Source organism: Chromohalobacter israelensis DSM 3043, assembly GCF_000055785.1.
GTDB classification, from domain to species: Bacteria; Pseudomonadota; Gammaproteobacteria; order Pseudomonadales; family Halomonadaceae; genus Chromohalobacter; species Chromohalobacter israelensis.
Genome location: NC_007963.1, coordinates 2,536,669 through 2,550,025 on the forward strand (window position 1 = coordinate 2,536,669; position 13,357 = coordinate 2,550,025).

Annotated in this window: 10 protein-coding genes; 3 read left to right on the forward strand and 7 right to left on the reverse strand. The window is 60.9% G+C overall.

Annotated features, from left to right (window positions below):
• The 7 genes from CSAL_RS11495 to tssJ all read right to left on the reverse strand — a co-directional run bounded on the left by CSAL_RS11495 (window position 1) and on the right by tssJ (window position 11,042).
• A complete protein-coding gene (locus CSAL_RS11495) occupies window positions 1-531 on the reverse strand; it encodes an Hcp family type VI secretion system effector (RefSeq protein ID WP_011507554.1) in 531 nt (176 codons plus the stop codon).
• Window positions 532-881: 350 nt separating this feature from the next.
• Complete coding sequence (gene tssM / locus CSAL_RS11500; RefSeq protein ID WP_011507556.1) at window positions 882-3,374, reverse strand: type VI secretion system membrane subunit TssM; 2,493 nt, start codon at window positions 3,372-3,374, stop codon at window positions 882-884.
• Window positions 3,375-3,401: 27 nt separating this feature from the next.
• Window positions 3,402-4,319 (reverse strand): type VI secretion system-associated protein TagF, encoded by a 918-nt coding sequence (gene tagF / locus CSAL_RS11505; RefSeq protein WP_011507557.1) that lies wholly within the window; start codon window positions 4,317-4,319, stop codon window positions 3,402-3,404.
• A gap of 33 nt (window positions 4,320-4,352) precedes the next feature.
• Complete coding sequence (locus CSAL_RS11510; RefSeq protein ID WP_011507558.1) at window positions 4,353-8,360, reverse strand: type VI secretion protein IcmF/TssM N-terminal domain-containing protein; 4,008 nt, start codon at window positions 8,358-8,360, stop codon at window positions 4,353-4,355.
• 14 nt (window positions 8,361-8,374) lie between these two features.
• The gene (gene icmH / locus CSAL_RS11515; RefSeq protein ID WP_011507559.1) at window positions 8,375-9,088 is read right to left on the reverse strand and encodes a type IVB secretion system protein IcmH/DotU; all 714 of its coding nucleotides are present in this window, start codon (window positions 9,086-9,088) and stop codon (window positions 8,375-8,377) included.
• Window positions 9,085-10,431, reverse strand: a complete 1,347-nt coding sequence (tssK, locus tag CSAL_RS11520; RefSeq protein ID WP_011507560.1) for a type VI secretion system baseplate subunit TssK — start codon at window positions 10,429-10,431, stop codon at window positions 9,085-9,087. The genes icmH and tssK overlap by 4 nt, the downstream gene beginning before the upstream one ends.
• Before the next feature lie 92 nt (window positions 10,432-10,523).
• The gene (gene tssJ / locus CSAL_RS11525; RefSeq protein ID WP_043558461.1) at window positions 10,524-11,042 is read right to left on the reverse strand and encodes a type VI secretion system lipoprotein TssJ; all 519 of its coding nucleotides are present in this window, start codon (window positions 11,040-11,042) and stop codon (window positions 10,524-10,526) included.
• 216 nt (window positions 11,043-11,258) lie between these two features.
• On the opposite strand from tssJ, the gene CSAL_RS11530 reads away from it, so the two are divergent.
• The 3 genes from CSAL_RS11530 to tssB all read left to right on the forward strand — a co-directional run bounded on the left by CSAL_RS11530 (window position 11,259) and on the right by tssB (window position 13,356).
• Window positions 11,259-11,762 (forward strand): copper resistance protein NlpE N-terminal domain-containing protein, encoded by a 504-nt coding sequence (locus CSAL_RS11530; protein ID WP_043558464.1) that lies wholly within the window; start codon window positions 11,259-11,261, stop codon window positions 11,760-11,762.
• A 248-nt stretch (window positions 11,763-12,010) separates the two neighbouring features.
• Complete coding sequence (locus tag CSAL_RS11535) at window positions 12,011-12,766, forward strand: hypothetical protein (RefSeq protein WP_011507563.1); 756 nt, start codon at window positions 12,011-12,013, stop codon at window positions 12,764-12,766.
• A 56-nt stretch (window positions 12,767-12,822) separates the two neighbouring features.
• Window positions 12,823-13,356: a type VI secretion system contractile sheath small subunit gene (gene tssB / locus CSAL_RS11540; protein WP_011507564.1), complete on the forward strand. Its 534-nt coding sequence runs from the start codon at window positions 12,823-12,825 to the stop codon at window positions 13,354-13,356.
• The last annotated feature ends 1 nt before the right edge of the window (window position 13,357 follow it).

A 13,357-nucleotide genomic window follows, 5' to 3' on the forward strand; every position in this document is an offset into this window, starting at 1 on the left:
TTAGGAATAAACCTTGTTGCGGGTGCGGTCCCAGCCACCGGCAACATTGCCGCCGCCCTGACCGTCGGAGCGCTTCTGCTGGGTGTAGGTGATCTTGATCCGCGCGTAGTTGAACTTGACCGTCTCGAAGGGCAGATCATGGCGATCTTCGTTTTCGCCCTGTTCGAAGCCAGTGGCCGTCGAGGTCCCTTCCATCTCGGTGGAAGACACGATCACTTCCTCCAGCTTGATTTCCATGTAACGCACCTTGTCGCCACCGGCGCGGTTGACATGCAGCACCACTTCCTTGATGTGCTGACCTTTACAGCAGGACTCGAACAATTTGGCGGAGGCCTTGTCGACGAATTTCTGGATACGAAACTCGCTCAGGTTCACGCGTTCTGCGGAAGCACCACCGGACGAACTGGCGGTAGCGGACGTTGCCTGGCTGGCCCCGAAATCAAAGCTCTTCAGCTCGATCCAGTCCGGATGCTTGTCATCCAGGCTCTCGCCGGGAATACCATCGATTTTCAAGTACGCATCAAAAGCCATTTTCTCATTGCTCCTTTTCACTCACACACTTAAGGCCACCATCACGTTCGGCAAGATCCCGTTCCAGCGAACGTGATCCGTGGCCCATTTTCAGTTGCCGACCAAGGCAACCATCCCCTACTCAAGCCGCTTTTGCGCTCAAAGAGACGACCTGAATACATGACGCTCAACGCAGCATTTCTGGATGAAAAGCGTTTTCAATACCCCTTTCAGAAAGCGCAAAACGCTCATCGAGATGACACCTCACTTCGCGCAGCGCTTTCTGTTCATGCTTCTCATTTCTACCTAGTACAAATTATATTATGCCATGTTAATTTTTAAAGTATTCATGCAAAATTCGAGCACTCCGATCACTGCTGCTTTCTCACCTCGATCTCTACCCGACGATTCGGTGCCAGGCATTCGATCAACTGCGCACGCGGCTGATCGTCGTCACAAGTGACCAGCGGCCGTTCACTCCCCGCCCCCTTGGCTTCGATGAGGCCGGCCGGTACGCCCTTCCCGATCAGGTACTGACGGACCGTCATCGCGCGCTGCAGAGAAAGCTGCTGATTGGCAGCCTCGTTGCCGATGGGATCGGCATGACCGGTGATCAGGATCTGCCCCAGGTCCTGGGTGTTGAGTAGACGTTCGGCCAATTTGTCCAGCTCCTGCTGGCCCGCCTGCTGCAAGCCGGCGTAGTCGCCACGACCGAAGGCAAACAAGGTGTCGGACTCGAGCACGATGGTCTCCGTACTGGTCAACGTTTGTTCCAGCAGGCTGTCGATGTAGTTGCGGCTGCTCGAGACAAGGAACGCATTGGAGGTGATGCGTGGCACGTCGGAGGCATGAATCTGCTGGCTGTAGAAATCGACCTGACGACCGGCATAGCGATAGTCGGCCCGCCCCTCATCTATCTCGGCTCCGGTCCGGCGCTGGATCGCCGGGTACCAGAAGGCCGGAAGGCGGTTGCGCAACACGTCACTGTCGATGTCGGCACGCTCCATGTCCGACAGCATCAGGTAGGTATCGAGCGTATTGCGCCCGAACTTGGCCAGGGACTCCGCGCTGTTGTCGCGCGGGCGGGCATAGGGCGCCACGGTGTCCGGCCCGTCCACCGCATGCAACTCATCGGCGGTACGCCGATAGACCCCGATGGTGGTCAGCGTGAACAGCGAGCGGGTCAGGTTCTGCTCGACCGGTTCGAGCATCACGCTTTGCAGGCGGTCGAAATACGTCTTGCGGATCGCCGGCTCGATCTCGTCGCCCTGGTACAGCCCCCAGCCCATCGACCAGGGCACGCCCCCATTCTGATGTCGCTGATAGTAGTGGCTGCCCCAGTCGCGCAGTGCATCGAGGCTATGCCAGCGCGCATAGTGAGCCTGCCGATCATCATCCTCGGCCGCGGCCTCGGCGAAGGTGTGTGACATCGCCTCGATCTCGCCATGGTTACGCACGGCAGAGGTGATCCAGAGCGTGCAGGCGATGGCCCCCAGCGCAGCGGCAGCCAACGTCCAGCGCAACTTGCGTCGCCGCCCCCGCACATCGCTGGAGTAGAGCCCGGCCAGATGCTGATCAGCGATGATGACCTGACGAAACAGGTTGGAGATGAAAAAGGCATGGTTGACGCGCTCGCCCGCCAGCCTTTCAGGCTTGGCCAGCGCGAAGTGACGGCCGACGCGACTGGCGTGCTCCCCCTCGATGGCATCGCCTTCCTGCAGTGCGCTGACGAAATAGAAACCACGCAGCAGCGGCGCACTCTGGTAAGGATTGGCATTGGTCAGCGCATCGACGAAACGCGTCAGAGGATCGCGCAGCGCGGCGAGCTCGAGCGGAAACCGGAAGGCGGCGACATCGCGCCGGGTCTCGACGACATCGCGCTGCACGATCTCGTCGTCACCGACCTGCAGCCAGTGGCGACACAGCTCATTCAGGGCGGCATCGAACTGAACGCCCCAGTTCACATCACTGGGTTGCTGATGCGGGAAGGTATGACCGAGCACGTCGCTCTGCCGCTGCGGATCGAGATGCTCGAAAAAAGTCGTGAAGCCCTCGATCAGGTCGCATTTGGTAAACACCAGATAGATCGGCAACCGCGCTTCCAGATGGTCCCGCGCTTCCTGAATCCTTTCACGCAGGCGCCGGGCGAGATTGTTGCGCTGGGTATCGCTGGCCTGCACCACGTCGCTGATGTTGACCGCGACGATCAGGCCATTGAGCGGACAGTGGCGACGATGTTCCTTGAGCAGCGACAGGAAGCCCTTCCATTTCCCGGCCTCCTCTTCGCTGTTCATGTAACGCCCGGCGGTATCCAGCAGAATGGCATCGGAGCTGAAGAACCAGTCGCAGTGACGCGTCCCGCCCATACCGGCCACGCGGGCGTTCTCGCGCTCGGCGAAGGGAAAGTTGAGCCCCGACTCGTAGACCATGGTGCTCTTGCCGGCCGCGGGCTGCCCCACGATCATGTACCAGGGCAGCGCGTAAAGCGCGTCGTTGCCCCGCTTGCCCTTGCTCTTGCCGCTCTTCTTGAGACGCTCGATGGTCTTCAGCAGGCGTTCGCGCAGCAGACTGATCTCTTCACGATCCTGCGGGCTGGCATCGAGTACCGCCGCGTCGGCGTCCTCCCGGAGCAGATGCTCGAGATTGCGTTTCTGCCCCACGCCACGATAGAGCAGCAACACATAGAACGCCGAGGCCAACAGAAAGAGCACGATTCCGCATAGCAGGCTGGCCAGCGACGAAAAGCCCAGCGCCACTCCCAGCCACCACACCACGAAGATGGTCGCGAAGAAGAGCAGCCCCAGAATATATGGCTGGTACTTGAAGAACGCGTACTTTATATAAGCGAATTTGAAACGTTTCATCGATACGATCTGCTCAAGCTCGGCCGTCTATCGTGCATCGCACGGGAAACGGTCCATGAAATCGGCCAGACTCAACCGGGTGTCCGGGAGCGGCAAGGTGCCGGGGTGCGGCTCGTCTTCCGCGAAGGGCGACAGCACGTCGATACACAGACGTCTGTCCTCCGGATTCGACAGCACTTCGAAGAACTGCTCGGCGCTCTGCCATACCGGCATCAGCAGCAGTCGCGGCCGCATGAAATCGTCCACCAGCAAGCTCATCACGGGCGTGCCGCCGGGGCAGGCGGCCCCCAGCCACTGCTGCCAGAGATCGGCGACCGGGCGCTTGAGCCCGCGCTCCGCCGGCAAGGGCAGCATCACCGCCTGCGTGCTGCCCGCTTGCCAGCGGGTCAAGGCGTAGTGCAGCCGGTGCAGGCAGGCGCCGCTGACGAACTCGGGCCATCCCCACTCCAGTGCCTTGGCAACATCCTCGAAGCTGTAGTCGTGCAGAAAGCGCTGATGAATACGTTGATAGAGCACCAAGTCCTGGTCGTTGAGAACCCGCAGTTCCTGAATGGCCTCGACCGGGTCGATCGGCGACTGGCCGTGAACCGAGTCGGTCAGGATGTCGCGAGCCTGCCCGGCGAAGATCTCGCCCAGGGTATGGATGTACGGCAGCACCCCGGGCCGCCCTTCCGCCTTCAACATTTGAAAGATGAAGAACGGATAGCGCCGCCCCGAGGCATCCGACGAGCTGATCATCGCCCCGCTCACGTCGCTGCCATTGCGCGCGTGATAATTGAAGAAGCAGACTGGCAAGGCATCGAAGCGATGCTTCCAGTCGTCGTGGTCGAGAAACTGCAGTAGCGCACTCTGCAACCATTGATCGAGCTCCTGAATCACAACGCCGGCGGCGTTCACGCCCACGAAATCGGCCTTCGCGGGGATCTTGCCAAAGCAGCCGATCATGCCGACTTCCTTCTCATTACCTGGTCATGCCCTTCATTGACCGCTCACCTGCGGTATCCGCAGCGTCTTTATCCGCTTCAGGTCGGAGATCTTCACACCGCCGAAATTGCGCACGTCGAAGCTGACAGTCCCCATGTAGGTTCGCCAGCTGAAACGCTGGCGCGCATTGTCGATGGACGTGATATGAGCGCTTTCGATCATGCGCAGAAAGCCCCAGCGGTTGGGGTAGTCGAAGACGGTATGACGCTGTCCATCGCGATTGACGATATCCATGCGGGCCCCGAAGGACTCGCCGTTGCCCGGCCAGATCAGCCGCTCCCAGGATTGGGTGTTATTGCGATAGTGCAGACGCTGTCCGTCGATGGTCAGAATGATGTCGGTCAGACCGGCGGTGGGGTTCATCTGCAGCTCGAAGCCGTTCTGCAAGTCCGAGAGGCTGTCGATGACCCGTCCCAGCGCCGTGGCGTCGTCGATGCTCGAAAGCATGCGCGGATCCACCATCGATGAGCGCTGACCGCTTCCGGAACCTGCGAGATCTCCGATCTCATCCTGCCGGAACCGCGCCATTACGCCGTCGTCGGGATCGATGAAGTATTCCATGTCGCGCACGGAAGCTTCGTTGACCGAATCGCTGACCGGGTAGCGCCCGGCGATCATCTGATCCCAGGGCGTGACGATCTTGTCGTCCCAGGCGGCATTGAGTTGATCGCGAGCCGGTTCGTTCAGCGCTTTCCAGGTATCTTCCACCGGGTCGCTGAACAGCGGCTCCATCGCCTGCACCAGGGGGGCCCGCGAGGTATCCACGCGCGACGCCACGAAGTTGCGCAGGCCGTTGATCTCGGTGGGCTGGCCGGCGAGCGTCGCCATGATCAGCGACTTGCTGCTGCGCCCCACGTCCTGAGCACTGCGCACGTTATCCACGCGTGCCTTGAGCTGCCGCAGGTCCAGCAGATATTGATTGAGGACGGAATTGTCGCTTCCCGTGGCCTCGTCCACGGATAGCATGCGCGTCACCGGGCGAAAGTGACGCGCCAGCGCGCCATCGTTGATCCGCGGCAACGTCGTCGGGTCCACTGCCGGCCCCTCGCCATCGCTGCCGTCGAAGACGCTCATCACGCGCCCCCAGAAGCTTTGATCCTGCGCCTTGCCGCCGGCGTCGCCCTCTTCTGCGGACGCCTCGGGATCATCCCAGCCCGTATTGGCCTTGACCGCCTCCAGCACCTGACGAAGGGGCGAGCCCTGCAGATCGCTGAGCTGCGCCAGGCGGACACTGGCCTGGTCCAGGGTGTCGAAGTCGGCGACATGAGTATCATCGAGGAAGCGTTCCCAGGCGATGGCGTAGTCACGCTTGTAGCGCGTCATCAGCTGGCTGACGAAGCGTGCCTTCGATTGCACCGCATCATCCACATTCTCGTCGTCGAGCACCCAGTCCGATTCGCGCCGCAGATCACCGGACACGGTTTCGATGATCGCCGGCCGTAGATACTCGTGCCAGACCCGTTGGGTGTAGAACGCCGGCACTGCGCGGCTGGTGTAGAACAGGCGACCCTCCATGTCCGGCGCCATGCGCGACAGCGTCAGAGGCTCGAAGCGTTTCTCGACTTCGAGCTGATAGCGCAGGTACTCCCGGTCAACGAGGCTGCTGTCGATGAGGAAGGCGTTGAGCCGATCACGGCTATCGGCGACCAGCGCCTCGTCACGCGTCAACGCGGGTGCCGTGCCCTGCTGCAGGTAGTGCACGTAGAGCGCGGCGTTGTCCATGATGCTGTCGCGAGAGGTCGCCAGGTCACGGCGGCCGACCTGATCGGCCCACAGCCGAGGCAGCGCCGAGGCAACGAAATCGCCCTGGTCGCGGTGCGACGTCGGGTCTGTGAGAATCAGATAGAGCTTCAGCGACGAGTAGCTCTCGATCAGTTGCTCGATGTCCCGCTGTGTAAGCCTGGTCAACATCTCCTCGGAGAGCGACGGCCCCTGCTCGCCAGAGAGCGTAAGAGAGGCCTCCTCGTCTCCGGCGCTCCCGACCGTCGTCCCCAGTGCACTGGTGCGGTCGCGCAACCCCTCCTCGAGCGAAGTCTCTGCACTGCTGCGCGCGGAATACCAGGCATCCCGGGCGCTGTCGGTCGTGCGCGAGCGCAGCTCGCTGCGCGCGCGGCTGCCGATCTCGGAGGCGCTGGTCGGCACACTGCCAAGCGTCGGGCGCGATGTGGAACGCTCCTGCATGCGATCCATGGCATCGGCACCAATCTCGCGGCCCCCCTCGCCGACGGCCGCGGAAGCAGTACTCGTCGCCGACGGCTCGGCCGACGATGCGGATGCAGCCTCATCCGTTTCCCCGCGTGTGCCGGGCTCGTCGTCGTCGGCATTGCCGAACGCGCGCAGAGAACGGAGCTGGCTTGCAAGCCGCATGGAGAGCGGTTCCAGCACATCGCGCTCGAAGAGTGCGGACCATGCCTGCTTGAGTGGCGCACGCAACGCATCGCCCTGATAGAGCCCCAGGTCAAGTCGCAACGGCACACCGGTCTCGCGATGCCGCTCGATCGCCGACAATTGCCGCTCGAGATCGTCGAGCAGTTCACGCCGCTCCTGCGGTGCCAGATATCCGGTGCTGTTACCGGCGGTGAGCGCCGACACCTCATTCTGGAGGTGATCGAGCCACTGCTTGTTGTTGTAGGCCGACCATCCCTGAGCGGCGATGGCCGCCACCCCCAGAGCGCCGACGGTACCGATCATGAAGGTCGGCAGCGAACGCCGGTCCCCGTCCCGGGAGTAGTAAAGGCTCAGATTGCGGTCCGGAAAGATGACGTTCCGGAACGTGTCGGTGATGAAGTAGCTGCGCTCGCCGCGATGCGCCGTATTGTCGGGCTCCGCACTCGGCGCCAGCGCGAAGGCATCGCGAGTCTGCTCGTCGAGCAGTGCCGGCAGTGCCGGACCGCTCTGCAGGGCGCTGGTGAAATAGAGACCGCGCAGTACCGGCGCCTGATCGGTATTGTTCTGGATATCGAACTGCTCGAGGAAATCGCTGAGCACCCCGAACAGCTCGGCAAAGTAATCGGGAAAGCGCAGCAGTTCGCTGTCGGCGTCGGCCCCCTCTTCCACCATGCGCGCGTCGACCCGCGCACGCAGCGCACTGACCAGCCCCGGGAAACGCTGCTGGAACGCACTTGCCACACCCTGGCGACGCACCTCATCGAGCGAGAACGTCAGCCCCCAGGGCGTCTGACGCTCGGCGGCGTCCAGCGCCTCGAAGGTGCGCGTGAAGCCGGGCAACAGGTCGGCCTTGCTGAAGAAAAGATAGACCGGCGGATTGATGCCCAGACAGCTGCGATACTCTGCCACCCGCGTCACCAGCTGCTCGGCCAGGGCGTGCGCTTCCTGACGCGACTGTTCGAGCAACTCCGGCAAGCTGACCACCAGCACCAACCCGTTGATCGCGGGCTTGCGCCGCTGCTTGCGCAGCGTCTTGAGGAAGTCGGCAAACTCGCTCGCGGGGCGATCCTCGACCAGGTAGCGACCGGCCGTGTCGATCATCACGGCCTCACGGCTGAAGTACCAGTCACAATGCTGGGTGCCGCTGACGGCCGACAGGTTGCCGCCACCGGCCATGGTCGCCGACAGCGACGAGCGGGTCAGCAACGAGGTCTTGCCCGAGGCCGACATGCCCACGACCAGATACCACGGCAGCTCGTAGAGAGAGGCCTTGCCGCCGTCCACCGAGCGCGCAGCGCGCTGCATCGCCATGGCATGCTTGAGCCGCTCGCTGAGCACCTGATAATCGCCGGGTTCGTTCTCGGCGGCTTCACGATGCACCTCGAGCTCGACCAGGTTCTCGATGTTGCGCTCGGCGCGAATACGATGGTACTGGCGCATCACCACGACCAGCAGCCACAGTGCGGTCACCAGCGCCATGGCGATGAAAATCAGCTCGCGCTCCTGGGTCACCAGCGGCAGCAACAGCACGCATAGCGCAAGCCCCACCAGCCAGAGCACAATCGAGAGCGGCCAGAATCCTTTCAGCGACCGCAGGAAGCGAAGAAAACGCATTTCGACCTCGTTCCTCAGCGGTGGGTGTCAAAGAGTTGCTGTATCTGCTCGATCAGCGCATCGGTCTCGCTGCCCAGCCACCAACGCAGCCCGCCATAGACGATCAGGCACACCGCGACGATGATCAGCAGGTAGACCCATAGCGGGATCTCGTAACGCAGCAACTGACCCACCTGATCCGGCAGCTTCCAGCTCTCGCGGCTGTCGCTGGCGCTCTTGCGATAACGTGCGATGTCTCGGCCCAGCGTGCTGGCCAGGTACTTCAGCTGGTCGCGATTCTCCAGGCTGTACTTCCCTTCGAAGCCCAGTGCCAGACAGAGGTGATACACCTCGAGCACATCCAGGTTGGTACGTACGTCACCGCGCAGGCTTTCCAGGCGGTCGAAGAACCCTTCCCCCGCGAGATGCATCCCGAAATAGCGGTACTGGAACGGATGCAGCTCGACATGTTCGCGAATGTTACCCGCGCCGCCCTTGAGCACACTCTCATCGAGGAAGGCGCACAGCGCATACTGGGCATCCTGAACCGCATCAGCGCTATAGTTCTCGGCCCGCGCCTTCTCCTCGAACTCGCGCAACCACTGGTCCACCCGCTCGAGAAAGCGCTCGACGCTGTCGGCCTGCTGCCCTCGACGCACCATCAACACCATGGAGATGAAATCGCGCGACAGCGTCTTGAGGGTGCGGGGTTCGGCAATATCGGAAGGGTGAGCAAAGGCCTCGGTCATTTCATCACCGCCATCAATTCAATGCTGAGATTCTTGAACCCACTGGGCACGTAAAAGGCAATCGCCTGCGCCTCCATCATCCGTTCATAGACGGCGCCGTGGGGCTCGAGCGCGAAATAGTGATTGTCCAATCGCACCGGGATCGCGCTGGGCAAGCGCGAGGCATGGGTCAACGTGCCGCCCGGCATGGCGGTATTGACCACCACTTCGATATCTTCGGGGGAACCTACCTTGAATGCCCTGGGCACCAGCTCGAGAATCCTCGCCCCGGGCATGTCGGCATGCACGCTGATATAGAAGTCGGCGTCCTTGAGACGCTCATCGTTGAGTCGCCCGACGTAATAGGACGAGCGGGTCTGCTCGAGAGGAATGGGGATGTACTGGTTGGGCACCACGATTTCGAGGAGCTCTCGGACTACTCGCTCCAGCTCCAGCAGGCATTGCGCAGGCGAGCGGTGGTCATATTCCGGGATGTCCGCCAGCTTGTGGGACATCGAGAACGTCATCAGGCTTGCCGACAGTTCCGCCAAGAAGCGATAAAGCATTTCAGGGTGAAGCCTGGGATGCGACAGCAGATGGGCCAGCTGCGGATAAGCGCGATTGATGGTGTAGAGCAGCCAGAACAAGGTGACATCGCTGGAGCCGAACTCGGCGACCTGGTCCGCACGTTCCCGGCGACGGCTCGAAAGCGCTTCGCTGCGTGCCTGCAGCATGCCGATCAGGCGATTGGCGATATCAAACGGTAGCGAAACCGAATTGAGGTGCAGCGCAGGGGGCATGAAGCCTTCGGTATCCAGACGAAAGCCGCCGGCTGCATCGCGTTTGAGCAAGGCGACAGGACAGTGGGTAAAACCATCCAGGGTGTCCCCTTCCATGAGCAACGTCACGTTGAGTTCCAGTGTCCCCAGCTCGTTCTCGACTCCCCCCTCATTGAGATCGGGACGGGTTTCGAAGCGCTGCACGAAACGGCGCCCACCATGCCGGGGAGCGTCCTGCTCGAGATAACTGGGCGACTGGGGCTCGAAAGCACGCAAGGCAGCGTAGATCTTGACCTCACCATTACGAGCCAGCCCCTCCAGGCTGCGTCCCGGCGGCAAGGGATCATGCTGTGGCGCATCGATCATGGAGCCGTCGGGGAACACCAGCTTGAGTCGTGTCAGCCGAAGCGTCCCCTGCTCAAGGGCACCGTCGTCGACGACAAGCTCCTGCACCCCCCATTGGAACGGATGCTGGGCATGACGCAGCTCGGTCAACTGACGCTGGTGAAACTCATCCTGGTACTGAAAATGCTGCGGAAGGAGGAACATCCCCTCCGACCACATGATGCGGTTATATTTGCTCACGTCCTGCCCCGAATCTTTCGCTGGTATTGCTCGATGATCGTCCCTCGAGAGCCGACAGCTCGCGGCTCACGCGTCCTCAATGCCCTTCCGCCTCAGCCATCCAGCAGGTCATGGCCTCTTTCGATCTCGATGCGGTCATCGACGAGATGCAGACGAATGCCCTCGGAGGCGCTCAGCAAACCATCACGGCGCAGTTCGTCGGCATCGAAAAGGACATGCCACCGCCCATCGACGGTGTTCCGATAAAACGCCGCCACGCCGATGAACTGCGCCTTGGGGTCGAGTGCCGAGGTATCGACTTTCTCCTCGCTCGGCAGAACCGTGATCTCGCGCTGGGAAATCAGACTGCTCCCGAGAACGCTCTTGCCATCTCCCCAGAGCGCGCGCGGCGAGGCCGTGGCGAAAGGGGCTCGCTCGGAAAGCTGATAAATGCGAATCACGACAGATAGCGGATCGCCATCCACGTCCGGGTTCACCATCGCAGCGGCATCGACGGTCACGCGTACCCGCTCGCGATTTCCGAACAAGTCGCCCGCCCAGGTTCCCTCGAAGCGATTGCCGACTCGATCCGCCACCCCGCATCCCGTGACCGAAAGCAGAAGTAATAGCATTCCCCAATTGCGTATGGACGCTCTCATTGCCGTCTCATTCACTCTTTCAGCTTAGCCAGTGGAAGGCCTGCAATGGCTGATGCCATCAGGCATCTAAGAAAAATACTCAAGCCACTCCCTCAATCGGACGACACCTTACCAGAGTTAGGCGTTATAATAAGTACCAAATTTAACATTTCCTTATGTCGCTACATTTATTTACAAACGAGATACAAGATGACAAAACTCATGCATCGCCACCTGCCGGTACTCATCTCTCTCTCACTTACCGCCTGCGCGGGCGCACCGCAGACACAGGTGGACTATGTACCGCCCACCGTGAAGTTCGAAGGTACCTTGCCTTGCGATGACTGCAGCGGCATCGACACGACACTCGTATTGAAGCGCAACACCGTTACCAGAGAGCCTGACGGCTTCTACCTTCACGAGGTGCGACTAGATGCACCCGGCGGCGAACGTGTCGACACAAGCTGGGGAAACTGGACGAAAAGTCGCGATATTGCCGACTTCCAACGGCGGATCTACGTACTGCAACCCGAGAACGGCACCGCCCGCGTCTACATCCCTCGTGACAATGGCGACTTGCAGCCACTGGGTTCACAAGGCAGCCCACTTACCAATGACGAAGGAGAGAGCATCTTGCTGCGTCGCATGACACCAGAACTGTCTCTATCGTCCAGCGATACGAATAACGAGAGTCTCGAAGACAGTGACGGATAAGCAACGACTTATGCTAAGGTAATGCATGAACTGGTTCAGCCCCTTTTGTAAGAGATGACCTACAAAACCAATAGTGCATCACTGAAGTGCCGCTTACACACCACATGCGGTGATTAGACGAGCGTCGATATGCTTGCTCGTGATTGTGTATTGCCTGGTATCCAGTCGATAGCGGCTATCGAAAAAGGGCCGTCAACGATTATTAATCGGACAGGACTTCAGAGCACGGATCGCCTCAGGAATCAACCATGACGCAGTCTTTCGATATAGATAGCTTCATTCGCTCGCGCAAACAGACGCGAGCCGTATCCGATTTGCTCAAGGCCCAGGCCGCCGACTACTTGACAACACTGGCGCCGCTGGTGCGGCCGCAACCCCTGTTTGGCGAATACCTGCAAGGGGCCCCCAAGGGAAGCGGTCGAGAGACTCAGCACCACTTCAAGGAATTCCGCACGCTCTTCGACGAGCATGCGGCCCGGCGCCCTTTCAACTTGATCAATGAGCTCGAGGTCCCGCTCAACATCATCAGCTCGACGCCTGATCTCTTCCCCCTCGAGTACGATCACGCACTACCCGATGGCAGCACGATACGCGTCACCAGCCCAGCTCGCTGGGTCGTGGGATACACCTCGTTCGACCTCGGCCGGTTTCGTCAGGTGATACAGGACCCCAATCGCAGCGGCTCGGAACTGCATCGCTTCGTGGTCCACTACCTGATGCTCTTCCATTGCCTGAGCCGAGCACCGGGCTTGGGCCGCTTGCTCAAGGGGCTGCGTTTTCCCGTGAGCTTTCAGCAGCTCGACGACTTCGGCAACCTGCCGTTTTGCGTCATCAGCTCTCCGGTCACCTCGACCCTGCCGGCAGACGAGGTCATTCGTCACAGCACCGAAATCGCCGGCAATGACAGCTTCGAAGAACTCATCGCCGAAGATGCCATCGACGCGATGCAGGACGACCTGCGTGAACGATTGATGCGAGCGCTTCGAGAAGCGACGTCCCGCTGACAGACACGAGTACTCGACTCCACCACGCTCTCACTATATCGAAAGAGGATCTTTGCATGGCCAAGAACGAAAGCACCCAGCACAAACTTTCCCGCGTGAGGGCACCCCGTGTGCACCTGACCTATGACGTCGAGATCGGCGACAGCATCGAGAAGAAGGAGCTGCCGTTCGTGGTCGGTGTCATGGGCGACTATTCGGGCAACCCGCTCGAGCCGCTGCCGCGCCTGAAGGACCGCAAGTTCGTCAACATCGACCGTGACAACTTCGACAGCGTCATGAAGGGCATCAAGCCGCGACTGAGCTATCGCGTCGACAACACGCTCGCCAACGACGGCTCGCAGCTTCCGGTGGAGCTCAACTTCAAGCGAATGGAAGATTTCGAGCCCCAGGAGGTCGTGCGCCAGGTCGAGCCGTTGCGCAAGCTGCTCGAGGTTCGCAACAAGCTGGCAGACCTGCGCAACAAGATGGGCGGCAACGACAAGCTCGAAGAACTGTTGATGGACGTTCTTCAGAACACCGACAAGCTGCAGACCCTGGGCGAAGAGCTGGGTCGGGAAGCGGCTGCGAAACCGCAGGACGAAAAGGAATAAC

Coding starts and splice junctions, on each gene's coding strand:
- tssM (WP_011507556.1), bottom strand. CDS start 3,374: ATGAAACGTTTCAAATTCGCTTATATAAAGTACGCGTTCTTCAAGTAC.
- tagF (WP_011507557.1), bottom strand. CDS start 4,319: ATGATCGGCTGCTTTGGCAAGATCCCCGCGAAGGCCGATTTCGTGGGC.
- icmH (WP_011507559.1), bottom strand. CDS start 9,088: ATGACCGAGGCCTTTGCTCACCCTTCCGATATTGCCGAACCCCGCACC.
- CSAL_RS11530 (WP_043558464.1), top strand. CDS start 11,259: ATGACAAAACTCATGCATCGCCACCTGCCGGTACTCATCTCTCTCTCA.
- CSAL_RS11510 (WP_011507558.1), bottom strand. CDS start 8,360: ATGCGTTTTCTTCGCTTCCTGCGGTCGCTGAAAGGATTCTGGCCGCTC.
- tssJ (WP_043558461.1), bottom strand. CDS start 11,042: ATGCTATTACTTCTGCTTTCGGTCACGGGATGCGGGGTGGCGGATCGA.
- CSAL_RS11495 (WP_011507554.1), bottom strand. CDS start 531: ATGGCTTTTGATGCGTACTTGAAAATCGATGGTATTCCCGGCGAGAGC.
- tssB (WP_011507564.1), top strand. CDS start 12,823: ATGGCCAAGAACGAAAGCACCCAGCACAAACTTTCCCGCGTGAGGGCA.
- CSAL_RS11535 (WP_011507563.1), top strand. CDS start 12,011: ATGACGCAGTCTTTCGATATAGATAGCTTCATTCGCTCGCGCAAACAG.